27 protein-coding genes are annotated in these 23390 nt (G+C 67.9%); 20 read left to right on the top strand and 7 right to left on the bottom strand.

The features are described from left to right. The first annotated feature begins 1 nt into the window (after position 1). Positions 2 to 268, top strand: coding sequence for a hypothetical protein (locus tag AB0J62_RS02395; protein ID WP_363863395.1), 267 nt, complete (start codon positions 2 to 4; stop codon positions 266 to 268). A gap of 153 nt (positions 269 to 421) precedes the next feature. Here AB0J62_RS02395 and AB0J62_RS02390 read toward each other — a convergent pair whose 3' ends face one another. Then, positions 422 to 1408 (bottom strand): WYL domain-containing protein, encoded by a 987-nt coding sequence (locus AB0J62_RS02390; protein WP_363863392.1) that lies wholly within the window; start codon positions 1406 to 1408, stop codon positions 422 to 424. A gap of 62 nt (positions 1409 to 1470) precedes the next feature. On the opposite strand from AB0J62_RS02390, the gene AB0J62_RS02385 reads away from it, so the two are divergent. The 4 genes from AB0J62_RS02385 to AB0J62_RS02370 are packed head-to-tail and all read left to right on the top strand — an operon-like array spanning position 1471 to position 4731. Continuing rightward, on the top strand, positions 1471 to 2439 hold the full coding sequence (locus AB0J62_RS02385; RefSeq protein ID WP_363863389.1) for an ATP-binding cassette domain-containing protein: 969 nt from the start codon (positions 1471 to 1473) through the stop codon (positions 2437 to 2439). Beyond that, positions 2436 to 3185, top strand: a complete 750-nt coding sequence (locus tag AB0J62_RS02380) for an ABC-2 family transporter protein (RefSeq protein WP_363863386.1) — start codon at positions 2436 to 2438, stop codon at positions 3183 to 3185. Before AB0J62_RS02385 ends, AB0J62_RS02380 begins: the two co-directional genes overlap by 4 nt. Further along, positions 3182 to 3961: an ABC-2 family transporter protein gene (locus AB0J62_RS02375; RefSeq protein ID WP_363863383.1), complete on the top strand. Its 780-nt coding sequence runs from the start codon at positions 3182 to 3184 to the stop codon at positions 3959 to 3961. Before AB0J62_RS02380 ends, AB0J62_RS02375 begins: the two co-directional genes overlap by 4 nt. Positions 3962 to 4005: 44 nt before the next feature. After that, complete coding sequence (locus tag AB0J62_RS02370; RefSeq protein WP_363863380.1) at positions 4006 to 4731, top strand: class I SAM-dependent methyltransferase; 726 nt, start codon at positions 4006 to 4008, stop codon at positions 4729 to 4731. An 85-nt stretch (positions 4732 to 4816) separates the two neighbouring features. On the opposite strand, the gene AB0J62_RS02365 is transcribed toward AB0J62_RS02370, so the two are convergent. Continuing rightward, on the bottom strand, positions 4817 to 5467 hold the full coding sequence (locus tag AB0J62_RS02365; protein ID WP_202871923.1) for a LysE family translocator: 651 nt from the start codon (positions 5465 to 5467) through the stop codon (positions 4817 to 4819). Between the two features lie 157 nt (positions 5468 to 5624). Here AB0J62_RS02365 and AB0J62_RS02360 point away from each other — a divergent pair, with 157 nt between their 5' ends. From AB0J62_RS02360 to AB0J62_RS02325, 8 genes are all read left to right on the top strand, one after another. Continuing rightward, positions 5625 to 5801 carry a DUF5302 domain-containing protein gene (locus AB0J62_RS02360; protein ID WP_157996243.1) on the top strand — a complete coding sequence of 59 codons (177 nt, stop codon included), beginning with the start codon at positions 5625 to 5627 and terminating at the stop codon, positions 5799 to 5801. A 104-nt stretch (positions 5802 to 5905) separates the two neighbouring features. After that, on the top strand, positions 5906 to 6607 hold the full coding sequence (locus AB0J62_RS02355; RefSeq protein WP_363863375.1) for a GntR family transcriptional regulator: 702 nt from the start codon (positions 5906 to 5908) through the stop codon (positions 6605 to 6607). A gap of 96 nt (positions 6608 to 6703) precedes the next feature. Continuing rightward, complete coding sequence (locus AB0J62_RS02350; protein WP_363863372.1) at positions 6704 to 7789, top strand: TIGR03364 family FAD-dependent oxidoreductase; 1086 nt, start codon at positions 6704 to 6706, stop codon at positions 7787 to 7789. Further along, positions 7786 to 8463 carry a phosphonatase-like hydrolase gene (locus tag AB0J62_RS02345; RefSeq protein ID WP_363863369.1) on the top strand — a complete coding sequence of 226 codons (678 nt, stop codon included), beginning with the start codon at positions 7786 to 7788 and terminating at the stop codon, positions 8461 to 8463. Before AB0J62_RS02350 ends, AB0J62_RS02345 begins: the two co-directional genes overlap by 4 nt. Continuing rightward, a complete protein-coding gene (locus AB0J62_RS02340) occupies positions 8460 to 9494 on the top strand; it encodes a 2-aminoethylphosphonate ABC transporter substrate-binding protein (RefSeq protein ID WP_363863366.1) in 1035 nt (344 codons plus the stop codon). The genes AB0J62_RS02345 and AB0J62_RS02340 overlap by 4 nt, the downstream gene beginning before the upstream one ends. Beyond that, positions 9491 to 10558, top strand: coding sequence for an ABC transporter ATP-binding protein (locus AB0J62_RS02335; RefSeq protein WP_363863363.1), 1068 nt, complete (start codon positions 9491 to 9493; stop codon positions 10556 to 10558). Before AB0J62_RS02340 ends, AB0J62_RS02335 begins: the two co-directional genes overlap by 4 nt. Next, complete coding sequence (locus AB0J62_RS02330) at positions 10558 to 11373, top strand: 2-aminoethylphosphonate ABC transporter permease subunit (protein ID WP_363863360.1); 816 nt, start codon at positions 10558 to 10560, stop codon at positions 11371 to 11373. The genes AB0J62_RS02335 and AB0J62_RS02330 overlap by 1 nt, the downstream gene beginning before the upstream one ends. Further along, positions 11357 to 12148: an ABC transporter permease subunit gene (locus AB0J62_RS02325; protein WP_363863357.1), complete on the top strand. Its 792-nt coding sequence runs from the start codon at positions 11357 to 11359 to the stop codon at positions 12146 to 12148. Before AB0J62_RS02330 ends, AB0J62_RS02325 begins: the two co-directional genes overlap by 17 nt. Here the strand turns inward: AB0J62_RS02325 and AB0J62_RS02320 are convergent. Genes AB0J62_RS02320 through AB0J62_RS02310 form a run of 3 tightly spaced genes read right to left on the bottom strand, consistent with a single transcriptional unit; the run spans position 12108 to position 13961 of the window. After that, positions 12108 to 12557, bottom strand: coding sequence for an SRPBCC domain-containing protein (locus AB0J62_RS02320; protein WP_363863354.1), 450 nt, complete (start codon positions 12555 to 12557; stop codon positions 12108 to 12110). The two genes, AB0J62_RS02325 and AB0J62_RS02320, sit on opposite strands and share 41 nt — an antisense overlap. Beyond that, positions 12547 to 12864 (bottom strand): metalloregulator ArsR/SmtB family transcription factor, encoded by a 318-nt coding sequence (locus tag AB0J62_RS02315; protein WP_363863351.1) that lies wholly within the window; start codon positions 12862 to 12864, stop codon positions 12547 to 12549. Before AB0J62_RS02315 ends, AB0J62_RS02320 begins: the two co-directional genes overlap by 11 nt. Positions 12865 to 12896: 32 nt before the next feature. Beyond that, complete coding sequence (locus AB0J62_RS02310) at positions 12897 to 13961, bottom strand: class I SAM-dependent methyltransferase (protein WP_363863348.1); 1065 nt, start codon at positions 13959 to 13961, stop codon at positions 12897 to 12899. Between the two features lie 96 nt (positions 13962 to 14057). On the opposite strand from AB0J62_RS02310, the gene AB0J62_RS02305 reads away from it, so the two are divergent. From AB0J62_RS02305 to AB0J62_RS02290, 4 genes are all read left to right on the top strand, one after another. Beyond that, positions 14058 to 16751 carry an AAA family ATPase gene (locus AB0J62_RS02305; RefSeq protein WP_363863345.1) on the top strand — a complete coding sequence of 898 codons (2694 nt, stop codon included), beginning with the start codon at positions 14058 to 14060 and terminating at the stop codon, positions 16749 to 16751. Positions 16752 to 16761: 10 nt separating this feature from the next. Then, complete coding sequence (locus AB0J62_RS02300; RefSeq protein WP_363863342.1) at positions 16762 to 17943, top strand: cytochrome P450; 1182 nt, start codon at positions 16762 to 16764, stop codon at positions 17941 to 17943. Positions 17944 to 18017: 74 nt separating this feature from the next. Then, positions 18018 to 18647, top strand: a complete 630-nt coding sequence (locus AB0J62_RS02295; protein WP_363863339.1) for a DedA family protein — start codon at positions 18018 to 18020, stop codon at positions 18645 to 18647. A 267-nt stretch (positions 18648 to 18914) separates the two neighbouring features. After that, a complete protein-coding gene (locus AB0J62_RS02290; protein ID WP_363863336.1) occupies positions 18915 to 19889 on the top strand; it encodes a hypothetical protein in 975 nt (324 codons plus the stop codon). Here AB0J62_RS02290 and AB0J62_RS02285 read toward each other — a convergent pair. Next, entirely contained in the window at positions 19884 to 20708 is an 825-nt protein-coding gene (locus AB0J62_RS02285) for an acyltransferase domain-containing protein (RefSeq protein ID WP_363863333.1), read from the bottom strand. The genes AB0J62_RS02290 and AB0J62_RS02285 overlap by 6 nt on opposite strands. A 49-nt stretch (positions 20709 to 20757) precedes the next feature. Between AB0J62_RS02285 and AB0J62_RS02280 the strand changes: the two genes are divergently transcribed. The 3 genes from AB0J62_RS02280 (at position 20758) to AB0J62_RS02270 (ending at position 22751) form a co-directional block, all read left to right on the top strand. Then, complete coding sequence (locus tag AB0J62_RS02280; protein ID WP_363863330.1) at positions 20758 to 21591, top strand: AraC family transcriptional regulator; 834 nt, start codon at positions 20758 to 20760, stop codon at positions 21589 to 21591. Between the two features lie 11 nt (positions 21592 to 21602). Then, on the top strand, positions 21603 to 21968 hold the full coding sequence (locus AB0J62_RS02275) for a VOC family protein (protein WP_363863327.1): 366 nt from the start codon (positions 21603 to 21605) through the stop codon (positions 21966 to 21968). A 156-nt stretch (positions 21969 to 22124) separates the two neighbouring features. Next, positions 22125 to 22751 (top strand): VOC family protein, encoded by a 627-nt coding sequence (locus AB0J62_RS02270; protein WP_363863324.1) that lies wholly within the window; start codon positions 22125 to 22127, stop codon positions 22749 to 22751. Positions 22752 to 22778: 27 nt separating this feature from the next. On the opposite strand, the gene AB0J62_RS02265 is transcribed toward AB0J62_RS02270, so the two are convergent. Then, a complete protein-coding gene (locus tag AB0J62_RS02265; protein ID WP_363863321.1) occupies positions 22779 to 23360 on the bottom strand; it encodes a dihydrofolate reductase family protein in 582 nt (193 codons plus the stop codon). Between the last annotated feature and the right edge of the window lie 30 nt (positions 23361 to 23390).

Raw genomic sequence — 23390 nt, 5'->3', positions numbered from 1 at the left:
CATGGCAGACCTGGCACAGTTCGAAGACGCCTACGACCAAGCTGAAGCCGCGTACCTGCGCGCGCTCCAGGCGAGCCTTCCCAGGTCGGAGCTGGCCCGCCTAGCCGGCACAGTCTCGGCCGCCGCCGCGGAGTTCAACACCCAGGCGTTCCGCAGCCTCCAAACCTCCTCCGGCGAAGACCGCGAAGAACTCGACCGCCTGACCGACCTCACCGAAACCCTCACCGAACTCTGGTCCGACATCCACACCGCCTACCTCGGCCAGTAGTTGTCGCTGGGTGAAGTGCGGGCTGACGGATGCTGAGTTGGATCGGTTGTTGGTTGCGACCGCGGATGACCTAACCAGTCTGATCGTAGTCGGGCCTGGGCTTGGGTGGATCTACGCGCCGTACGACGGCGGTGCTGATGTGCTCGCGCCTGATCAGGACGTGTTGCGGGAGAGGTTCTCTGAATGGCTGCCGGACTGATAGATGGCCAGGGCGGCTTCGTGGACCAGGGTGATTAGGTCTGGGGGTTCTAGGACTACGGCGGCGCCGGCTTGGGCTAGGACGGCGGCGCGGGCTTCGTGGGGGGATTCGAGGTCGGTGTGGAGGATCCACCAGCCGTCGTCGGCGGGGACCATGGGGTGGGTGGGGCGAAAGCGGCGTACTGCGTGGTCGCGGACTTTCAGGGTGATGGGGTAGGAGGGGCGGGAGGCTTGGAACTCTCGTTGGGATTGGGTCCAGTAGTTGGCCAGGTCGAAGTCTGCGGGTCTGGTGAAGGGGGTGTTGGTGAGGGTGGCTGAGGTGAGGCGGGAGAGGCGGTAGGTGCGGAGGCGGCCGTCGGTGCGGGCTGCGACCAGGTACCAGGTGCGGGCCTTGGCGACCAGCCCGAGCGGCGCGACGGCGAACGGGCCGCGCGGGGCGCCGGCCGTCTGGGCGGGCTCGGGGTCGCCGTACGTGATGTTCAGGCGCCGTTCTTCCCACAGGGCCTCGCGGCACAGGTCCAGCCAACGTGGGGTTTCGCGGCGGTCGTCCCAGCCGGCGTGGTCGATGAGGAGACGCTGGCGGGCGTACTCCGCTTCGCGGCGCGTCCCTTCCGGAAGCGACGCGATCAGCTTGGTCACGGCCTGATCGCTCGAGGCGTCGAGGCCCAGGTCGGCCAGCACGTGCGCGGTCGCGCCGACGAAGACGGACATGACTTCCGACGGTGTGAGCCCAGTGATCCGCGTGCGGTAGTCGGGCAGGAGCGTCCACCCACCGCCACGCCCGCGGATCGAATACACGGGAACGCCGGCGAGGCTCAAGACCTCGAGATCGCGCTGGATCGTACGCGGCGAGACCCCCAGCGCAGCGGACAGTTGCGCGACCGTCGACTGCCCGCGGGTCTGCAGGTGCAGGAGCAGGCGGAGGAGCCGTTCGGCACGCATGCCCCGATCATCGCAGGAAAATAAGCCATCAATGGGCGTCTTTTCTTCCTACCGTCGGGTCCATGTCTGCCGTCGAAGTCGAAAACCTCTCGATGTCCTACCGGGCGCCCGTCCGCAAAGGCGGCCTCCGCGCTGCGCTCGGCTCGCTGGTCAAGCGCGAGTACAAGACCGTCCAGGCCCTCGATCAGGTCTCGTTCACGATCGCGCCGGGCCAGGTGTCCGGGTTCATCGGTCCGAACGGCGCCGGCAAGACCACGACGATGAAGATCCTCTCCGGGATTTTGCACCCGACCGGCGGCGATGTCCGGGTCCTCGACGCGATCCCGTGGCAACGCCGCTCGACATTCCTCAAGCGGATCGCGTTCGTCCGCGGCAGCCAGCCGGTCGGCGGATCGCAGGAGCTGACCGTGATGGACTCCCTCGAGTACCAGCGCCTGCTGTACGACGTCGCGCGCCCCACGTTCCGCCGTACGCTCACCGACCTCGAAGCGCTCCTCGACCTCGAACCCCTACTCGAACGCCAACTCCGCGCGCTGAGCCTCGGGGAACGGATGCGCGTCGGCCTGGCGATGGCGCTGATCTACCGCCCTGAGGTCCTGTTCCTCGACGAGCCGACGATCGGTCTCGACGTCAGCGCCGCGAGCCAGATCCGCGAGTTCGTCTCGGAGTACGTCGAGCAGACCGGCGCGACCGTACTCCTGACCAGCCACTACATGGCCGACGTCGCCTCCCTCTGTCCGCGCCTGATCCTGATCGACCACGGCAAGGTCCAGTACGACGGACCGCTAGCCGAGCTGTCCGCCCGGTTGTCGCCGTACAAGCTGATCCGGATCTCCACCCAAGGCGATGCGACCGCGTTCGGCGAGGTGATCGAGAAAGCCGACGGGCAGTGGGTACTGCGGGTGCCGCGGGACGAGGTGGCGGCGACGACAGGACGGTTGCTGCAGGCAATGGAGATCGTGGATCTCGCCGTCGAGGAGCCGCCGTTGGAGAAGGTCATCGACCAGGCGTATCGCGAGGGACTGCGATGAGAACCGCGGTACTGCTGGGATTCCGGCTGCGCCAAGAGGTGCTGGAGTGGTCCGGCGCGTGGTGGTTCCTGCTGACGCTCGTGGTGCAGGCGGTGGTCGCGCCGCTGATCGGGCTGTTCGTGTGGTCGGCCGTCTACCCTGACGATCCGTCCATCGCGCGGTACTACGTCGCGGTCATCATGGTGACGCTGATGACGGAGTCGTTCGAGCAACACACGTTCTCCGAGCGGATCTATGACGGGACGCTGAGCCACGAGCTGCTCCGTCCGCAACCGGTCGTGATCGGCGTGATCGGAATGAACCTCGCCATCCGCGCGTGGCTGACGTTGCTCGGGGCACCGATCGTGCTGCTCGCCGGGATCGCGCTGCAGGTCGGCTTCGACTGGTCGGCGGTGTTGCGCAGTACGCCGTACGTCGCGCTCGCCGCGGTCCTGGTGTTCTTGTGGACGTTTCTGCTCGCGCTGACCGCGTTCTGGACCGATCGCGTGCATGCGGTGGTCGGCTTCGGGAGTCAGCTGACGTTCCTGCTCGGCGGTACGGCGGCGCCGATCGCACTGCTGCCGGATGCGTGGCGCCGGGTCGCCGAGGTGCTGCCGTTCTACGGCATGATCGGTTTGCCGGCCGAGATCGCCTCTGGAAGTAAGGGTTCGCTGGGATATCAACTGATCTGGGTGGGGGTGCTGGTGGCTGTGGTCACGGTCGTGTGGCGGATCGGCGTACGGCGGTACACGGCGGTGGGATCGTGAAGCTGCTCCGGCTGGCGGGTGTCGGTTTCTCGATGGCGCTGCGGCGGAGCGTGGCGTTCCGGGTCAACCTGCTGTTCGACGTACTGCTGGCGTTTACGGGCCTTGGTACGGCGGTGGCGGCCGTGCTGATCGTGTTCACGCGCGCCGACAGTCTCGCGGGCTGGTCGAAGGCGGAGTTCCTGGTGCTGATCGGGACGTATCAGCTGATCACCGGATTGCGGGGGACGTTCATCGATCCGAACCTGTCGTGGTTCCCGGAGACCGGCATCCGGAACGGGAAGCTGGACGGGTATTTGCTGCAGCCGGCCTCGAGTCTGTTCCTGGCCAGCCTGTCGTTGTCCTCGCCGCTCGCACTGATCCAGTTCGTGTTGGGCCTCGGTGTGCTGGGGTGGGGGATCGCGGGTCAGTCGCTGAGCGTCGCCGGGGTGCTCAGTTGGTTGGTGCTCGTCATCGCGGGGCTGGTCGTGACGTGGGCCCTGAGTGTGCTGCTGGCGTGCCTGGCGTTCTGGGCGCCGAAGCTGCAGTTGGACGTGTTCTTCCACTCCGCGTGGCAGCTGGGACGCTACCCGACCGACGTCTTCGCGCGCCCGATCCGCGTCATCCTCACCTATGTGTTCCCGATGGCGCTGATCGCCTCGGTTCCATCAGCCGCGTTGCTGCGCGGGCCGCGAGTGGGAGTGCTGGTCGGTGGGCTGTTGGCGGCGGTCGCCGCAGCCGGGTTGGCGGGCCTGGCGTGGCGACGGGGACTCCGGCGCTATACGGGAGCGACGTCCTGAAATCTGTTCGCCCTGACGGTGGGCGGCAGGTTAGCGTCGCGGGCATGGTTGATGCCTTGTTCGGGGTGCCTCGGTTGGTGGCGATCTACGACTCGCTGGATGCCGATCGGGGGGATCTGGAGCATTACGTCGCGATGGTGGGGGAGTTCGGGGCGCGGCAGGTGCTGGATGTGGGGTGTGGGACGGGGGAGCTGGCGTGCTGGCTGGCTCGCATCGGCGTGGAGGTCGTCGGGGTGGATCCGGCGGAGGCCTCTCTGGAGGTTGCTCGGGGCAAGGAGTTTGCGGACCGGGTGCGGTGGATCCACGGGGATGCGACGACGTTGCCGCCGCTGCAGGTGGACCTGGCGGTGATGACGGGGAACGTGGCGCAGGTGTTCCTCACCGACGAGGAGTGGGCCGCGACGCTCGACGGCGTACATGCGGCGCTGAAGCCGGACGGGCGGTTCGTGTTCGAGACGCGGGATCCGGCGCGGCGGCAGTGGGAGGAGTGGACGCGGGAGCCCACGCATCAGGTGCAGCCGGTCCCGGGCGGTGGGACGGTGGAGTGCTGGAGTGAGCTGGTCAGCGTCGAGCTGCCGTTCGTGACGTTCCGGGGGACGTACGTGTTCTCGTCGGATGGCGCCGTGCTCACATCTGACTCGACGTTGCGGTTCCGGGAGCGGGCCGAGGTCGAGGATTCGCTGGCCGCGGCCGGATTCGTCGTGGACGACGTCCGTGAGGCTCCGGACCGCCCGGGCAAGGAGTGGGTCTTCGTGGCTAGGCGGCGGTGAGCAGCGCCGTCAGCGTGTGGTGAGCGGTACGGAAGGCGGCGCGCGCCGTCGGGTCGAGCACGCTAACGACCGGGTTGGGCAGTCTTCAGTGGGAGGCGAGCGGGCGGGCGCGGTCGGTGGCCAGGCGGACGGCGAAGACGGCGAGTGCGGTGCCCGTGACGTACCGGTGGATGCGCATCCAGGTCGGGCGGCGGGAGAGGAACACGGCGACGGAGCCGGCGGTGATCACGAAGACGGCGTTCATGACGACGCCGACCGTCAGTTGCGTGAGGCCGAGGACCAAGCTCTGCAGACCGAGATGCCCGCGGGACGGGTCGAGGAACTGCGGGAGCAGCGAGATGTAGAGGATCGCGATCTTCGGGTTGAGCAGGCAGGTCAGCAGACCCATGCCGAACAGCTTGCGCGGGCGGTCGGGCTCCAGCTCCTGCGTGGCGAAGACCGACGTACCGCCGGGGCGGAGTGCGTTCCAGGCGAGCCAGAGCAGGTACGCCGCGCCGGCGAGCTTCAGCGTCAGGTAGATCTCGGGGACGAGCGCGAACAGCGTGGCGAGCCCGGCGCTCGCGGCGAGCAGGTAGACGAGGAAGCCGATGCCGACCCCGGCGAGCGAGATCAGGCCGGCGCGGCGGCCCTGGGCGATCGAGCGGGACACCAGGTAGATCATGTTCGGACCCGGCACGATCACCAGGCCGAGCTCGACCAGCGCGATCCCCAGCAGTGCCTCGTTGCTCACCAGCATTCCGCGTCCCTCCGTCGGCGTACACCGAACCTAACAGCGCCGCTCGGAGCGCAGCCGGAGTTTTCCACAGGTGAGATCGCCGGTATTCCACTCGCGGTTCGTCTTCACCCTCGGTTAGCGTGGGTGCGTACGCCTGACGGTTTGTGAAGGAGACGGTATGAGCGACAAGTCCAGCGAGCCGGCGGACGATCTGCAGAAGAAGTTCCGGGAAGCGCTCGAGAAGAAGAACGCCGGGAAGCACTCGCATCCGGGATCCGGGGTGCGTGGGCAGGGCGTCGGCGACGCGCACAACGACAAGCAGAAGCGCCAGTTCAGGCGCAAGTCCGGCAGCTGAAGACCGCCACTGTCCATCCATCCGCATGAGCCCCGGGTTGCCGCCCGGGGCTCGACTTTTGTCGTGGCCGGGAGTGAGACCGGAGCTCGACTACAGTCGGTTGGGTGAGTGTTCCGCTGCATTACGTGGTGAAGACCCGGCTGGTTGAAGTGGTCGAGGGCTTGGGCGAGGGGGCGGCGTTGCCGCCGGAGCGGGTGCTTGCGAAGGAGTTCGGGGTCTCCCGGTGGACGATGCGGCAGGCGATCCGCGAGCTGATCGCGGATGGGCGGCTGCGGGCGCGGCAGGGGCAGGGCACGTTCGTCGCGACACCGAAGCTCGTGCAGCCGCTCGCGCTGGTGAGCTACACGGAGGCGCTCCGGGCGCAGGGGCACACGCCGGCGCGTGAGGTCGTGGAGTTCGATGAGCTCGCCGCTGACGCCGTACTCGCGGAGCAACTCGACATCGCCGAAGGGGAGCCGGTCCACCGGCTGGAGCGGGTTCTGTTCGCGGATGGGCAGCCGATCGGGCTCGAGACGACATACCTCGCCGTTGAACGCTTCCCGACCTTGAAAGAGGTGCTGGACCCGACAGGCTCGCTCTACCGGTGCCTGACCGATCAGCTCGGCGTGCGCTTCGGCGAGGGTGAGGAGCTCGTCGAGACCGTGATCGCCACCCCACGCGAAGCCGAACTCCTGAAGGCCACCCAATCCCTGCCCATGCTCCTGCTCCACCGCAACAGCCGGGACACCACCGGTCGCCCCATCGAGGCCGTCCGCTCCCTCTACCGCGGCGACCGAGTCGGCTTCCGAGCCACCCTGCGCCCCTGACCCAGGTGTTCGCCGCGGGTTCACCCCGCAGTTGATCCGTTCGCACGCCCTCTTCATTGGTCCGGACCAATCTATGGTCCGACGAGAGGAGCGGGTGTGCGGGTGGTTGTGGTCGGTGGAGGTGTCCTGGGCACGTTTCACGCCTGGGAAGCGGTACGGCGAGGTCACGAGGTGGTCCAGGTCGAGCGCGAGCTCGAGGCCCGCGGCGCCAGCGTGCGGAACTTCGGGCTGGTCTGGGTCAGCGGACGGGCTGACGGCGCCGAGGTGGAGTTGGCACAGCGGGCGCGGGATCTGTGGGCGGAGCTGCCGGCGATCGGCGTACGGGCGTCCGGGTCGTTGACCGTCTGCCGGAGCGAGGCCGAGTTGGCGGTTGCCAAGGAGGCGGCGGCCCGGCCGGATGCGGCGGCGCGCGGGTTTCAGGTGCTCGACGCGGAACAGACCCGGGAACGCAACCCGGCGTTGAAGGGCGACCTGCAGGGTGCGCTGTGGTGCGCGCGGGATGCGATCGTCGAGCCGCGTGAGGTGTTGCCGGCGCTGCGTACCGAGCTGATGAAGTCGAACCGCTACCAGTTCGTCGGGGGACGGGAAGTGCGCAACGTTCAGGACGGCCGGGTCGTCGACGACCACGGGGTGACGCATGAGGGCGACTTCGTCTTCCTTTGCACCGGCGCGTGGCACAGCGGGCTGATCCGCGAGCTGACCGACGACCTTCCGGTACGCCGGGTGCGCCTGCAGATGATGCAGACGGCGCCGCTCGACGACACGCTCACCACCGCGGTCGCCGATGGAGACAGTTTCCGCTACTACCCGGCGTACAAGGCCGACGAGCTGCCGCCGCAGGCTCCCCTTGCCGAGGAGCACAAGATGCAGCTGTTGATGGTCCAGCGCGCGCACGGTGGCCTGACCATTGGCGACACCCATGAGTACGACGAGCCGTTCGCGTTCGATGTGCGCAGCGAGCCGTACGAGTACCTGCGGGACACGGTCGAAAGCATTCTCGGACGCGAACTGCCGGCGATCACCCAGCGATGGGCCGGGGTGTATTCGCAGGCCACCAGTGACGAGGTGGTCGTACGGCGGGAAGTTGCTCGCGGCGTGCAATTGGTGACGGGACCGGGCGGGCGTGGGATGACGATGTCGCCGGCGATCGCCGAGGCAAGTTTCGAAGGGATCGGCGCGTGATCCAGCTCGCGGTACTCGACATGGCTGGTACGACGGTCGCGGACGACGGCCTGGTGGAGCAGGCGTTCACCGCCGCGATCGGTGCCCAGGGCATCGATCCCGGGACCCCGCAGTACGAACGGATGATCGAGCATGTCCGGGCGACGATGGGTGAATCGAAGATCACCGTCTTCCGCGCACTGCTCAAGCATGAGGACGCGGCGCAGGAAGCGAACAAGGCGTTCGAAGATGCCTATAGCAGCCTGATCGACGGGCTCAAGCCGATCGACGGCGCTGAAGAGGCGATCCGGCAACTCCAGGACGCCGGGGTCAAAGTCTGCCTGACCACCGGATTCTCCGAGACCACCCAACACCGAATCCTGACCGCACTCGGCTGGCAGACGCTGGCCGATCTCACTCTCTGTCCGGCTCAGGCGGGCCGTGGCAGACCGTATCCGGACATGGTGCTCAAGGCACTGCTCGAGCTGAAGGCCGACAGCGTGGCGAGCGTCGCCGTGGCCGGAGACACCGCCTACGACATGACGACGGGGATCCGGGCCGGTGCCGGGATCGTGGCCGGCGTCCTGACAGGTGCCCACGGCAAGGAACAGCTCGACGCCGCGGGTGCGACCCACGTACTCGAGTCGGTCCGGGGACTGCCCGGCCTGCTCCTCGATCGAAGGCTGGACAAGTGAAGGCACTCAAGACCCTGCTCGCCGCCACCGTGTTGCTCACAGCAACCATAAACCTGACAGCTTGTGGCGGAACCGGAGTCGCGTCGACCGGTGACGGCGCCAAGAAGACTGTCACCGTGTACACCGCGGACGGCTTGGCCGACTGGTACAAGACCCGGTTCGACGCGTTCACCCAGAAGACCGGGATCAAGGTACAGACCGTCGAGGCCGGCTCCGGTGAGGTGGTGTCGCGGCTGCAGAAGGAGAAGTCGAACCCGCAGGCCGATGTCGTCGTGACGCTGCCGCCGTTCATCCAGAAGGCGTCGAAGGACGGTCTGCTCCAGAAGTACGATGTGCCTGGCTCCGACCAGGTGAAGGGCGTCAAGGGCGACGACTACGTCGCCGTCGTCGACAACTACCTGTGCTTCATCGCGAACCAGCAGGCGGGTACGCCGAAGACGTTCGACGACCTGCTCGACCCGAAGTTCAAGGGCAAGCTGCAGTACTCGACGCCGGGTCAGGCCGGTGACGGTACCGCCGTACTGCTGCTGCTCCAGCACCTGCTCGGCAAGCAGGGCGCGCTCGACTACCTGAAGAAGCTCGAGGCGAACAACGTCGGCCCGTCCGCGTCGACCGGCAAGCTGCAGCCGAAGGTGAGCAAGGGTGAGCTGCTGGTCGCGAACGGCGACGTACAGATGAACGCGGCATCGATCGCGAACGACAAGTCGGCGTTCAGCATCTTCTTCCCGGCGGCTGCGGACGGGAAGCGGACCACACTGGCGCTGCCGTACGTCATGGGGCTCGGGGCTGGTGCGCCGAACGCCGACGGCGGGAAGCAGCTGATGGATTACCTGCTCTCCACCGACGCGCAGCAGACGGTCTCGAAGGACGCCTTCGGGATCCCGGCGCGGGACGATGTGAAGCCGACAGACGCGAACTTCCAGACGGTCGAGAAGGTGACGGACGGCGTCGAGGTGTGGCAGCCCGACTGGTCCACTGTGCTGAGCGACCTGGACGGCGACGTCGCGGCGTACACCAAGGCTGTGGGATGACGGTTCAGCTCGAGGACGTCACGGTTCACTTCGGCCGGACGTGCGCGCTGGAAGGGTTCGACCTGAGTGTCGCGGCCGGTGAAACGGTCGCGCTGCTCGGGCCGTCCGGGTCGGGGAAGTCGACCGCGTTGAAGGCGGTGGCCGGGTTCGTCCGGCCGACGCGCGGGCGGATCCGGCTGGGTGGGAACGACGTCACCGATCTTCCGCCTGCTCGGCGGGGGATCGGGGTGGTCGTGCAGCAGTACGCGTTGTTTCCGCATCTGCGGGTTGCGGACAACGTGGCGTTCGGCCTGCGCGCTGCACGCAAGCCGAAGGCCGAGGTGGCGCGGCGGGTCGGGGAGATGCTCGAGATGGTCGGCATGACGTCGTACGGGCGGCGCTTTCCGCGCGAGTTGTCCGGTGGGCAGCAGCAGCGGGTTGCCATTGCGCGGGCGCTGGCGATCCAGCCGTCGGTGTTGCTGCTGGATGAGCCGCTTGCGGCGCTTGACGCGCAGTTGCGTGCGGACATGCTCGGTGAGCTGCAGAAGTTGCGTCGTGAGGTGCCGGAGATTGCGATCGTTTACGTGACCCACGATCAGTCGGAGGCGTTGGCGCTGGCCGACCGGATCGCGGTGATGCGCGATGCTCGACTTGTCGACATTGCGCCGGCTGCCGAGTTGTACGCCGTTCCGCCGTCGGCCTTCACCGCCTCGTTCCTGGGCGGGGCGAACTTGCTGCCGGTGGCTGTAGACGGTGGTGGCGTGACGGTGGCAGGCACCGTGATCCCGGGCTTGAAACCGGAGGACGGCAAGAGCCTGCTGTGCATCCGCCCGCATGCAATCCGCCTGGAGCCGCCGACGGCCGCGCTGGGCGGGGTGGGGGAGGCGGTGAGGTTGGTGGGGCGGGTTGTGGCGGCGCAGTGGCGGGGGGCTTCCAGTCAGGTGACGTGTTTGGTTGACGGGCTTGCGGACGTGTCGGTGCGGGTTGATGTGCCGGCCGATCGGCGGGTGCCGGAGCTGGGGGCGGCTGTGGTGATGGTGTTGCCGGTCGAGGCGTGCAGTTTGGTGCCGGCGGGGGTGGGCTGATGGCAGTCGAGGCGTTGGGAGCCACCGTTGTCGTGAGCACTCACCGGCGGCGGGATGGCCGGTGGTTGTGGGTGTTGCCGCCGCTGTTGCTGATTGGCGTTCTCGTCGTCTATCCGCTGGTGTTGGTGGCGATCGAGTCGATCCCCGCGTGGGGTGATGTGGTCGGCTCGGCGGAGTTCCGGGATGCGCTGGTGCGGACCGTGCAGATCGCCGTCAGTTCGACGGTTGGGTGCCTCATCGTCGGAACGTTCCTCGCGGTGGTGATCAGCTTCGTGCCGTTCCCGGGCGCGCGCGTGGTCGCCGGACTTGTCGACACGATGCTTGCGTTGCCGTCGTTCCTGGTCGCGCTGTCGTTCACGTTCATCTACGGCACGACCGGGATCCTCCGCGCGGGTGGTTTCCTCACCTCGCCGTGGGCCGTCGTACTCGCCGAGGTCACGTTCTACACCCCGTTCGTGATGCGACCGTTGCTGGCAGCAATGAGTCGGTTGCCGCGGGCACAGCTCGACGTGGCGGCCAGTCTCGGTGCCGGGCCGTGGCGTGTGCTGCGGCAGGTCGTGCTGCCCGAAGTACGCCCGGCGCTCGTCGCGGGCGGCGGCCTGACTTTGCTGCTGACGCTGAACGAGTTCGGCATCGTCCTGTTCCTCGGTGCGAAGGGCACGACCACCTTGCCGATGCTCGTGCACACCAAAGGCATCGTGATGTTCGACTATCCCGGCGCGTGCGTGATCGCGGTCGTCCAGATCGCCCTGTCGCTCGGGCTGTACGCCGTACTGCGGATGGCACTAGGAGGTCGTCGTGCTCGTCTGGACTAGAACCGGGAAGGCAATCGTCTGGACGGCGTTCGCCGTCGTGTTCGGGCTGCTCGTGTTGCTGCCGTTCCTGGTGGTGATCGCGGCCGCGTTCGCCGGCTCGTGGAACGGCGTACTGCCGTCAGACCCGACCGGCGAGCACCTCCGTCAGGCATTGTCGGGTGACGAGCTGGCCTCGCTGTCCGTGAGCTTGCAGACCGCGTTCATGGGTGGATTGCTCGCGGTGGTCTTCGGGACCTGGGGCGCGATGGCGGCTCACGGGTCCCGGTTCGCCCGGGCCGCGGATGCGATGCATCATCTGCCCATCGCGGTGCCTTCGGTGGTGGTCGGGCTCGGCCTGCTGGTCGCGTTCTCGCGGCAGCCCGTGCTGCTCAACGGGACCAAATGGATCGTGGTGATCGCACATCTCGTGCTGATGGTTGCCTTCAGCTACGGAACGGTTGCCGCGGCGCTGCAACGGGTCGATCCGTCGTACGCCGAGGTCGCCGCGTCGCTCGGTGCCTCGCCGGCCCGGGTGCTGTGGCGAGTCCGGCTGCCGATGCTGCTGCCCGCGATCTCCTCGGCGGCTGGTCTGTCCGTCGCGTTGTCGATGGGTGAGGTCGGCGCCACGATCATGGTGTATCCGGCGTCATGGCGGACGTTGCCGGTGAGCATCTTCGCGCTGACCGACCGCGGTCAGGCGTTCGTCGCCGCGGCCGAGGCCGTGGTGCTGCTCGCGACAACCGTCGTCCTGGTCCTCATCCTCGATCGGCTGCGGGGCCGGGCTGTCGAGCGCTAACAGAGTCGAGCAGTTCGGCCAGTCGCCGCAGCTCAGGCGCCCAGGCCAGCTGGTGGTTGGCGGCGTCCTCGGCGTCGGCGAAGCCGGTGTGGCTGAGCACCATCCGGGTGCCATCGGCAACTTCGGTCAGCTCCACCTCGACCCGGGTCGGCTCGTCCTCGGTGCCGTCCCATTTCCAGCTGAAGACCAGGCGGCGCGGCGGCTGCACCTCGAGGTAGCTTCCGCGCACCACGTGCGGCCCCATCTCGACGACGTACTCGCCGCCGACGCGGACGTCGGCCTGCACCTTCAGGTCCAGCTCGGGATTCGGGCAGTACCATCGGGCCAGCAGCTCGACCCGCGTCCAGGCGTCGTAGACCCGGGCGATCGTTGCCGGAAGCACCCTTTCGATCCGGATCTCAGCGTCCATCGTCGTCCCCTCGCAGGAGTTCTTCCAACCGGTCAACGGTGCTGTTCCAGTACGTCGTGAGGTCGCCGAGCCACTGCTCCATCTCGGACAGGGCCTCCGGCCGGAGCGTGCACACCACCGTGCGCCCGACCCGGCGCCGACGCACCAAACCCGCGTCCACCAGCACGCCGACGTGCTTGGTGATCGCGGGTGGGGTGATCCGGTGCGGCTCGGCGAGCTCGCCCATCGTCGCGTCGCCCCGACTCAGCCGGCTCACGATCGCCAGCCGAGTCGGGTCCGCGAGCGCTCCGAACGTCTTCGCCAACACCCTGACACTTCACCGGATGGTGAACTAATTTGTCAAGGGCGCACCTCGAACACCAGGTTGAACGGTGTCTGCGCCACCGTCCGGAAGCGGCTGAAACCGGCCGCCTTCGTCACGTCCTGGATCCGCGCCGGGCCGGCCTGCGTACCGAGCGCGAGCCCCACCGGCTGGGACAGCGACGCCGGCGTGCAGAGCAACGTCGAGAAGCCGTAGTACGCCCGCCCGACCGGGTTGAGGTTGTCCTCGACGTGGTCGCCGGCCATCGGCTCGACCAGCATCCAGGTGCCGTCAGGTGCCAGCGCCTCCCGGACGTGCCGGGCCGCGCCGACCGGGTCACCCATGTCGTGCAGAGCATCGAACGTCGTCACCAGGTCGAAGCTGGATCCGCTGAAGCTGTCGGCCGGTGAGATCTCGAACGACACCCGATCGGCGACACCGGCCTCCGCCGCCCGCAGCCGGGCCGTCTCGATCGATGCCTGGTGGTAGTCCGAGCCGATGAACGTCGACCGCGGGAATGCCTCGGCCATCAGGATGGTCGACGAGCCGTGCCCGCAGCCGATGTCGGCCACCGTCGCGCCCCGCTGCAGCTTCTCCACCACGCCATCGAGCGCGGGAAGCCAGCTGGGCAGCAGATTGGTGTTGTACGACGGCCGGAAGAACCGCTCACACCCGACGTGCACGTCCGACGTGTGCTCGTGCCACCCGACCCCAGCACCGCTGCGTGCGGCCTCGATGGTGTCCGTGGCGTGCTGCAGCGTGCCCAGTGCGATCTGGAAGAACCCAGGCAGGTACGCCGGGCTGCTCGGGTCGGTCATGGCGACGGCGTGCTCTGGTGGCAACGTGTAGCGACCGGTGCTCGCGTCGTACTCGACGATTCCGCCCGCGGCCTGGGCGTTCAGCCACTCGCGGGTGTAGTGCTCGTCGGTGCTGGTCCACTCGGCGAGCTCGGACGGTGTGGCCGGGCCCCGATCGCTGAGCGCCTGGTAGTACCCGAGGCGATCACCCATCACCACCAGCGCCGCGTTCAGCGTCGCCCCCACCTCGTCCACGGCCTTGAACACGAAGCCCATCAGTTTGTCGGCGTCGATTGCAACAGTCATTTGCTTTGCCCCCTAGTAGTTTGCGTACCCGAGAGAACGTAGGCAGCGTGGACGCCCCGTCGCATCAGGTGGGCCACCTAGGGCACACTGCGAGACATGCTCATCGGGCGGGAGGCGGAGCGCCGGGTGATCGAGCAACTGGTCGCGGGGGCGCGGGTCGGAGCCGCTGGGGTGCTGCTCGTCACCGGCGAGCCCGGCATCGGCAAAACCAGCCTGCTGGACGAAGCCGCCGCGCTCGCCGGCGGACTGCGCATCCTGCGTGCGCGCGGCGCCGAAGCCGAACGTGAGGTGCCCTTCGCAGCACTGCTCCAACTACTACGACCAGCCCTCTCCAGCCTCGACCGCATACCTGGTCCGCAGCAGTCCGCACTCGCATCGGCGCTGGCCTTAAGGCCTGACACCGGTACTCCGGCGGATCGCTTCGCCGTCGGCGCCGCAACCCTCAGCCTGATCTGCCGGTACGCCGAAGACGCCCCGCTCGCCCTCATCATCGACGACGCCCATCTGCTCGACCGTCCGTCCGCGGAAGCCTTGCTGTTCGCCGCCCGACGACTAGTGGCCGATCCGATCGTCATGCTGATCGCCGCCCGCGCGCACGAGCCGCATCCACTAGAGGCTGATCTCCCGAGGCTGCACCTGGACGGCATCACGCTCGAGGCCGCGCTGCAGCTCGTGCAGCACCTGCCGGCCGATCTGGTCGAGCAGCTCTACCAAACCGTGGCAGGTAACCCGCTGGCCCTGCTAGAGCTCGCGGACGACCCGGATCGTCTGCACCGTACGCCGCCCGGCGTACCACTCCCAGTGCCGACGATGCTCGCAGAAGCCTTTGTCAGCAGGGCAAACCGACTCAGCGCGGATGCGCGCACCGCACTGCTGGTCTCGGCGATCGACGACTGTGAACTCGCAGCCGTGGCGCGAGCCTGCGCAGAGCTGGGCGTCGACGTTGCGGCACTCGAGGACGCCGAAGCGGTCGGCCTGGTCGCGATCCGCGACGGTGAGGTCGTCTGGCGGCATCCTCTGGTCCGCTCCGCCATCTACACGAATGCCGATCCAGCAGAGCGACGTACTGCGCATCGCGCGGTCGCCCGCAGCACTCCGGACGCGGACCGGCGTGCCTGGCACCTGTCGGAGGCAGTACTAGGCGCCGACGATGACGTGGCGGCCGGACTGGTCGCCGCGGCCGAGCACGCTGCTGCTCGCGGGGCGCACGCAGTCGCTGCGACCGCCTACGAACGTGCTGGGCGACTGAGTCGGGGGCTCCAGGACCGCGCGCTCAGGTTGGTGTCCGCTGGGGAGGCAGCCTGGTCGGCTGGACTTGCGGAGCGGGCAGACGCGTTGCTCGCTGAGGCGTTGATGCTGCAGCCGCCGTTGTCGGTGAAGCTCCGGGCGCAGGAGATCCGTGGTGACATCGAGGTGAAGTGTGGCTCGCCGCGCCGGGCGCGCGACATCCTCGTGGCTGCGGCGGCCGAGTGCACGGATCCAGAGGTCGCCACCGGGCTGCTCGCTGACGCTGTCGCGGCGTGCTTCCGGCTCTGTGACGCCGCAGCGGGGCTGGAAATCGCGCACGAGCTCGATCGCCTCCGCCCGGCGTTGGAGCGGCCCGGGCCAAAGATCATGGGCATGCTGGCGAGCGGTGTGGCGAAAGTGCTCGCCGGGGACGGCGGAATGGATCAGATCCGTGCGGCGATCGGGTTGGAGCCGTCGGACGAGCTGGACCGCGACCGCCGCCGCCAGGTCTGGATGGTGCTGGCCGCGCTGTTCCTTCGCGAGACCGGTACCGGCCGGGCGATGCTGCAGCAGGCGATGCTCGAACGGCGGGAGCAGGTCGCTCTCGGGACGTTACCCGGCCTCCTGTTCGTACTGGCCCGCGATGACGCGACCACAGATCGCTGGGCCGATGCGGAGACGTCTTACGACGAGGGGATCCGGCTGTCGCGTGAGACCGGGCAGACGACCGAACTCGCGATGAATCTGGCCGGTCTGGCGTGGCTGTGGTCGCACGAGGGCAGAGCCGAGTGTCAGGAGCTCGCTGCAGAGTGTCTGCGGATCTGTGCAGAGCATGAGATCCACCTGGGCACGCTGTGGTCCTTGTTCGCACTGGGCGACCTGGAGCTCGGGCGCGGAGATCCGGCGGCGGCCTTGCCGCAGTACGAGCGGCTGGTCGACGTACTGGCCGAGTATGGGTTGAAGGACCCGGACCTGTCGCCGGCGCCCGAGCTGGTCGAGGTGTACCTGCGGCTGGGTCGTGTTGACGATGCGCAGCGGGTGGCGGACGAGCACTCCGCTCTGGCTGAGGCGAAAGGGCAGCCATGGTCGTTGGCGCGCGCAGCGCGGGCGCGTGGTGTGGCCGGTGACAGCGAGGAGGACTTTCTGCTGGCGCTCAGCCGGCATGAGGTGACGCTGGACGCCTTCGAGCTCGCCAGGACGCGTCTTGCGTACGGCGCGTGGCTGCGGCGGGTACGGCGGCGGGTTGACGCACGTACGCAGCTCCGGCTCGCGGTGGAGGGCTTTGATGCGCTCGGTGCGCTCGGGTGGGCTGACCAGGCCGCTGCGGAGCTCAAGGCGACCGGTGAGACCGCAAGGCGTCGCGTGCCGAGCACGGCGGACGACCTGACTCCGCAAGAGCGGCAGATCGCCGTACTGCTCGCGGACGGGCACAGCATCCGGGAGGCGGCGGCCCGGCTCTTCCTGAGCCCGAAGACCGTCGAGTACCACCTCCGCAAGGTCTACACGAAGCTGGGCATCCACTCGCGCACCGAACTCGCTGAGCAGCTGGAACGGCGAACGTAGGCTGGCCGGCATGAGGCAGCCGTTCACGGAGACCAGCGGAATCGCCCGGCACTGGGGCTTCGAGGATCTCGCGGCCGAAGGACCCGTCCAGCGGCTCACGCTGTTCACCGGCGTCCCGGTCTGCCTGATCACGGGGTACGCCGAGACGCGCGAGCTGTTGGCTCATCCGGACGTAGTGCGCTCGCCACTCGACGGGCCGCACCGCGACACGATGATGGACGACCTGATCAACCGCACCGAGCGGCACATGCTCGGTGCGAACCCGCCCGACCACACCCGGCTCCGCAAACTGGTCACTGCGGCGTTCACCCGACGCCGGATCGACGCGCTGGAGCCGCGGATCCGCGAGATCGCGACCGGCCTGCTCGACGAGATGGCGGCCGCGGGAGATCGCGTCGATCTGGTCGATGCGTACAGCTACCCGCTGCCGATCACGGTGATCTGCGAGCTGATCGGCATCCCGGCCGTCCGCCGCGAGGACTTCCGCCAGTGGTCCTCGGTGTTCGTGAACGCGACCATGCACACCGCGGAGGAGTACATCGAGGCGACCACGCTGATGCTCGACTTCGTGCACGAGCTCATCGCGCAGAAGCAGCAGGCGCCGACCGACGACCTGCTCTCCGGCCTGATCGCGGCCCGCGACGGCGGCGACCGGCTCAGCGAGGACGAACTGACCTCGATGATCTTCCTGCTGCTCGCGGCCGGCCACGAGACCACGGTCAGCCTGATCACGAACGGCGTACACGCCCTGCTTCGGCACCCTGACCAGCTGGAGCTGTTGAAGGCCGAGCCGGACCGGCTGCCGGCGGCGGTCGAGGAGCTACTCAGGTACGACGGCCCGCTGCAGGCGGCGATCCCGTACATCGCCCAGGCGCCGATCGACATCGCCGGGAGCCGGATCGAGGCCGGTGAGGTGATCGTGTTCGCGCTGCTGCCGGCGAACCGCGACCCGCGGAAGGTCGAGCGGCCGGACGAGTTGGACATCACCCGGCCGGACTCCGCGCACCTGGCTTTCGGGCACGGGATCCACCACTGTCTCGGCGCGCCGCTGGCCCGGCTGGAGGGCCGGATCGCACTCGGCCTGCTGTTCGAGCGCTTCCCCGACCTTCGCCTGGCCGAGCCGGAACGCGACCCGGTCCGCACGCCCGGACTGTTGATGAACGCGATCCGCGAACTGCCGGTACAGCTCTGAACATCGGGTGAACCGCAGCTGAATCACATCGATGGGATTGCGGCGATGTTGGTCAGAGATGGCATCCTTTCCGGGTGACAGAGTTGATGGAGGTTGCGCGACACCTGCTCGGCATCGCGATGGCCTCGCACTGGCTGCTGCTCATCCTGTTCATCGCCGCGGCGGTCGACGCGGTGTTCCCGGTAGTTCCGAGCGAGGGCATGGTCATCACCGCCGGCATGGCCGCGGCCGCCGGCCACCAGAACCTGCTGCTCGTCATCGCGGTCGCGATGGTCGGCTCGGTCATCGGTGAGTCCACCTGCTACCTGATGGGCCGTGGTTCCGGTCCGGCGCTGCACCGCTGGATGAAGCGCCAGCAGCGCCGCCAGCAGGTCTACGAGCGGGTCTCGTCCGCCCTGCACTCGCGCGGCGGGCTGATCCTCATGACCGTCCGCTACATCCCCGGCGCCCGGATGGTCGCCACGCTGACCGCGGGCGCGACGCGGTACTCGTTCAAGAAGTTCATCGTGTTCACGTTCTTCGGCGTCACGATCGCCTACACGTACGTCGCCCTGCTCGGCTACCTGGGCGGTGACGCGTTCGCGCACGACCAGTTGAAGGGCCTCGCGTTCAGCCTCGGCCTGGCGGCCACGGTCGGTCTGGTCGTCGAGACGACCCGCCGGATCGTGGTGAAGCGCCGCGCCGTGAAGATCACGAGCGCTTAACGATCCCCACCCCGGTTTCCCGCCGGGTGCGTGTTCCGCACCAACCCTGACGGGGTCCTGTGCGTCAGTAGAGGCGTGGTGAGGCCTGGGGCGAACCTCGTGGGCGTCGCGCTCGTTGTCGCGGCGGTCCTGGCCGGATGTGCCGACGTACCGCTGGAAGGCGCTCCATCGGCGAGTACGTCGCCCTCTCACAGGCCAAGGCCAAAGCCCACGGCGAGGCCCACGCCTACACCCACGCCAACGCCGAGCAGTACGCCGACCTCGAAGTTGCCGGCCGCAGCGCACCTTCTTCGGTCGTTCCCGGCGCGCCTGCCGAACGGCAAGCCGCCACTGTTCGTAGTTGTCTCGTTCGACGGCGCCGGCGACCTGGCGCTCTGGGCTCGTTGGCGCGCCGTAGCGAAGCAGGTCAACGCGCGGATGACCTTCTTCCTCTCCGGCCCGTATCTCTACCCAGGAGATCACCGCGCCGACTACAAGCCGCCGTACCACCAGCCCGGCGCCTCCGACATCGGCTGGGGCGACGACGCCAACGTGCTCGCCCGTACGAAGGTACTGCGGGAGGCGATCGCCGAGGGCCACGAGATCGGCACCCACGCGAACGGTCACTTCTGCGGCAAGAACGGCATCGGCCGCTGGACCACCGCGCAGTGGACCGCCGAGCTCAGCGCGTTCGACCGGATGGTGCGGACCGGTCCGACGTTGGCCGCAGGCAAGACCGTCGTACCGCCGTTCGACCCGTCAACGGTCAAAGGCATGCGGACACCGTGCCTGGAGGGCAATCGGCCCGCATACCGGCAGGCGATGGTCCAGCGCGGCATGCTGTACGACGCGTCCGCGCCTGGCTACATCTCTTGGCCGAAGAAGCAGAACGGACTGTGGGACTTCCCCCTCGAGTCGGTGACCCTGGCCGGTACCAGCAAGAAGACTCTGACGATGGACTACAACCTGTGGTTCGCCCAGACCCAGGCGCGCAAGGCTCCGTTAGCTCAGGCGCCCGCGCTGAAAGCGCAGGTGCTGGCGACGTACCAGCAGGCGCTGGCGAAGTCCCGGGCGAGCGGCAACCCGCCGTTGTTCCTCGGCAACCACTTCAACCGCTGGAACAACAGCGTGTACTCCGATGCCTTGACCGACTTCGTCAAACAGACGTGTACGCAGCCCGACGTACGGTGCGTGTCCAACATGGAGCTGGCGAGCTGGCTGGCGAAGTACGGCGTACCGAGCAACCAGAACCGGCCGTCATAGCTTCAGGTAGCCGTAAGCGCTCTGCCAGGTGCCGCCGTCCTTGATGCGGCCGACGACGAGCCGCTGCAGGCGGGTGTCCTGCGGGAGCTCGTCAAGGTGGTCGGTGCCGTGGGTGCGGAAGGTGAAGAAGATCGCGCTGTCCTGACTGTCGTTCGGCGTCCCGTACGGCGTGAAGCGGCGACCGAACTTCACCATGTTCGAGTCCTGCGGCAGGTTGTCGAGCAGGTACGGGTCGAGCAACCAGGACCACAGGTTCGCAATCTTCACCGGGTACTCCGGGAAGTAGCGCGGGAAGAACTCACGCGCCTGCTGGAGGCTGTCGTCGACCAGCTCCGGGGTCAGCGGGCCGGTCTCCGGGATGTGTACGCCGATGATCCACTCACCGGTCTCCGTCTCCGGGACGGGCTGCTCCGCGGTGACCTGGAACAGCATGTACTGCAGCCGTCCCAGCGTGTAGAGGTTGCCGACCCAGAAGTTCGTCAACCACCAATGCGTCTCCAGGCTGTACTCGCCGTGAGTACGGCGGCTGACCTTGAGCTGCTGTCCGAGGTCGGCCAGCGAGGCCCAGCTGATGTCGTCGGGGATGCCCCGGCCGGAGTGGTACGCGCGGATGTCCGGCACGGTGTCCAGGAACGCCTGGACCGAGTTCCGCGGGTCCTCCGGCATCCGGAACTCGGGCTCACTCCCGAGCTTCCCGATCGCGGCCCGGATCTGGTCGGCCAGGTCCTTCACCACCGCCGCATCCGGCGTGAACGCCTCGGCCGCCTCCCGGTCGGCATCGGCGAAACCCAGCAGGCGGTACTCCTCGGCAGTCGTCACTTCTCAACGGTAACCGATGTAAACGGGCCAGAGACTTACGATTCGCGTCGTGGGCTACCAGCGCTTCCCGGCACCCGACCTTCTGACCGACGTGATCGACCACGTGTGGTTGGTCGACTCCGCACCGCTGCCGTCGTTACGGCAGGAGATCCTGATCCCGAACGGTCGCCCCGGGCTCGCGGTCGCACTCGGCGATCCCGGTACCCGGCACGATCCGGTGAGTGGGGCCAAGTGGCCGAACGCGGCGTCGGTGTTCGGCATCATGACCCGGCCGCAGGTGATCGGGCAGGTTGGTGTGTCTAGTTATGCCGGCGTCGAGTTCACGCCGTGGGGGTTTGCCGCGCTTGGCCTGCCCGCTCTGGTTGACGAGGTGCGGCAGCTGGCGGACTGGGTGGGGCCGGAGACCACGGCCGGGCTGGCGGCTGAGTTGCGGTCGGTGCCGTTCGGCCAGGCACGGGCTGACCGGTTGGCGGGCTTCCTCGCGGCGAGGATGACGACCACCGCCGCTCCGCCGATCGTCGCCGAGGCGGTACGGGCGATCGACGAGTTGCGCGGCCAGGTTGCCGTCGCCGATGTCGTACGCCGGTGCGCGACGTCGTACAGCACCTTGTACCGCGTGTTCCGGCAGAACGTCGGGATCGGGCCGAAGCAGTACGCCGAGATCATCCGGTACTACCACTTCGTCGGCGGCCTGCTCGGCGGTCCGGCGGATGCGGCCGCGACGTTGTCGGCGCTGCACGGGTACTACGACCAGGCGCACGCGGCACGTGACTTCAAGCGGTACACCGGCGTGAGCGCGACGTCGTTCCTCGCCGTACAGAACGGGATCGCCGCGTTGATGCACGGAAGATCCGTCCAAGACTCGGGCGATCCTGATGCGTGAAGATCGCAGGCATGGGACGCATTGTGCATGTCGAGATCGTTGCCGAGGACCACAATCGGGCCGCGGAGTTCTACAGCAAGGTATTCGGCTGGCAGGTGACATCCGCGCCGGTGCCGGACGGGTACCTGCTCGCGGAAACTGGGCCGGGGGAGGGGATCGACGGCGCGATCATGAGCAGCCGCTACCAGACGCAGCCGACGATCGCGTGGATCGAGGTCGACGATCTCGAAGCAACCCTGGAGGCCGCCCGTGCTGCGGGCGGCGCTCCGGCGGGCGAGATCCAGGAACTACCCGGCATCGGCCGCCTCACCTACCTCCGGGACAGCGAAGGAGTGCTGATCGGCCTTCGCCAAAGCGCTTCCGCCACCCCTAGCTAGAGTCCGCGGTGCTTCGTTCGATCGGGTGTGCGAGGCAAGGGGTCCGTGCTAAATTCATCCGAAAGCGCGAGGTCAGTCTCTGGTCCGGGGCGCAACGGCGTAAGACGCCGAAAGGGCAAGGCCCACCTACTCCAGCTCAAACCTGGGAGGAACGCCATGCCCACACTCGAAACGTACAAGAAGCAAGCCAAGCAACTCCTGCGCTGGCACCGCGACGGCAACGACTCGGTCGGTGGCCGCATCCGCCAGCTGCCGCGCTACCGCGAGCTGACGGATCGCGAATCGCTCGCGCTGAACTTCAAACTTACGGAGGCGCAGGAGATCATTGCGCTCGAGGCGGGCTACGACAGTTGGGCCGCGCTGAAGGCGGCCCACGAGGACACCGCGCCACGGCCACCCGAGGCTCCGAAGCCCGTTCTGCTCGACGCCGCGCGGCCGGTCCTGTTCGTTCGCAATGTACGGGCGGCTGCCGAGTTCTATCGCGATCGCCTCGGGTTCCGTGTCGACTTTCTGCACGGGCATCCGCCCTTCTACGGCTCGGTGTCGCGCGATCGCGCTACCTTGCACTTTCGGCTCGTGCATGAGCCGGTGCTCGTTGCAGACACCGCGAGCGAGGAAGGGATCATCATGGCCTTCATCGAAGCTCGAAACATCAAGGAGTTGTACGCCGAGTATCTCGCGGCGGGCGTGGAGCTGGCCCAGAAGCTCACCAAACAAGCCTGGGGCGGCACGGACTTCATCGTGCGCGACCTGGACGGCAACACAGTCGCTTTCGTCGGCTGAGCTTTCCGCTGCCTTGAATTCGGTTCGTCAACGGCGTACCCGGTAGCGCAGGTGAAGGACGCGGTTGCCCTTGATCACCGCGTCGGGATCCTCCAGCAGGTGCTGCGCGTCGACCGACCCGAAGTAGCGCTTGCCGGAGCCGAACACCACGGGGACGACGTCCATGCGCACCTCGTCGACCAGGCCCGCGGCAAGGGCCTGGCCGCCGACGTCGCCGGCGGCGACCTCGACGACGCGGTCTCCCGCGAGTTCCTGTGCCTTGGCCATCGCGGCCTCGATGCCGTCGACGAAGTGGAACGGCGCCTCGGGGTCCCAGCCCTCGGGCGCCGGGCGGTGGGTCACGACGACGACGTGGTCGACCCCAGCGGGAGGCGTCCCGTCCCAGCCGTCCGTGATGTCGAAGACGTGGCGACCGGCGATCGTCGCCCCGATCTGGTCCCAGTAGGGCCGGATGTGGTCATAGGACGCCTGCGACACCTTCAGCACGCCGCTGCCGTCCAACGCCACGTCACCGGTGACCAACCACTCGAACAACGGTCCGGGGTCGTCGTTCTCGTCCGCGATGAAGCCGTCGACCGACACGGAGGCGTTCATGACTACTTTGCTCAAAGGGTGCTCCTCTACTCGGGGTGTGGCTCC

It is taken from the genome of Kribbella sp. NPDC049584 (assembly GCF_040675555.1).
Classification (GTDB): domain Bacteria; phylum Actinomycetota; class Actinomycetes; order Propionibacteriales; family Kribbellaceae; genus Kribbella.
Note: the sequence above shows the minus strand (reverse complement) of the source record. Positions and strands in the feature narration are given on the sequence as shown.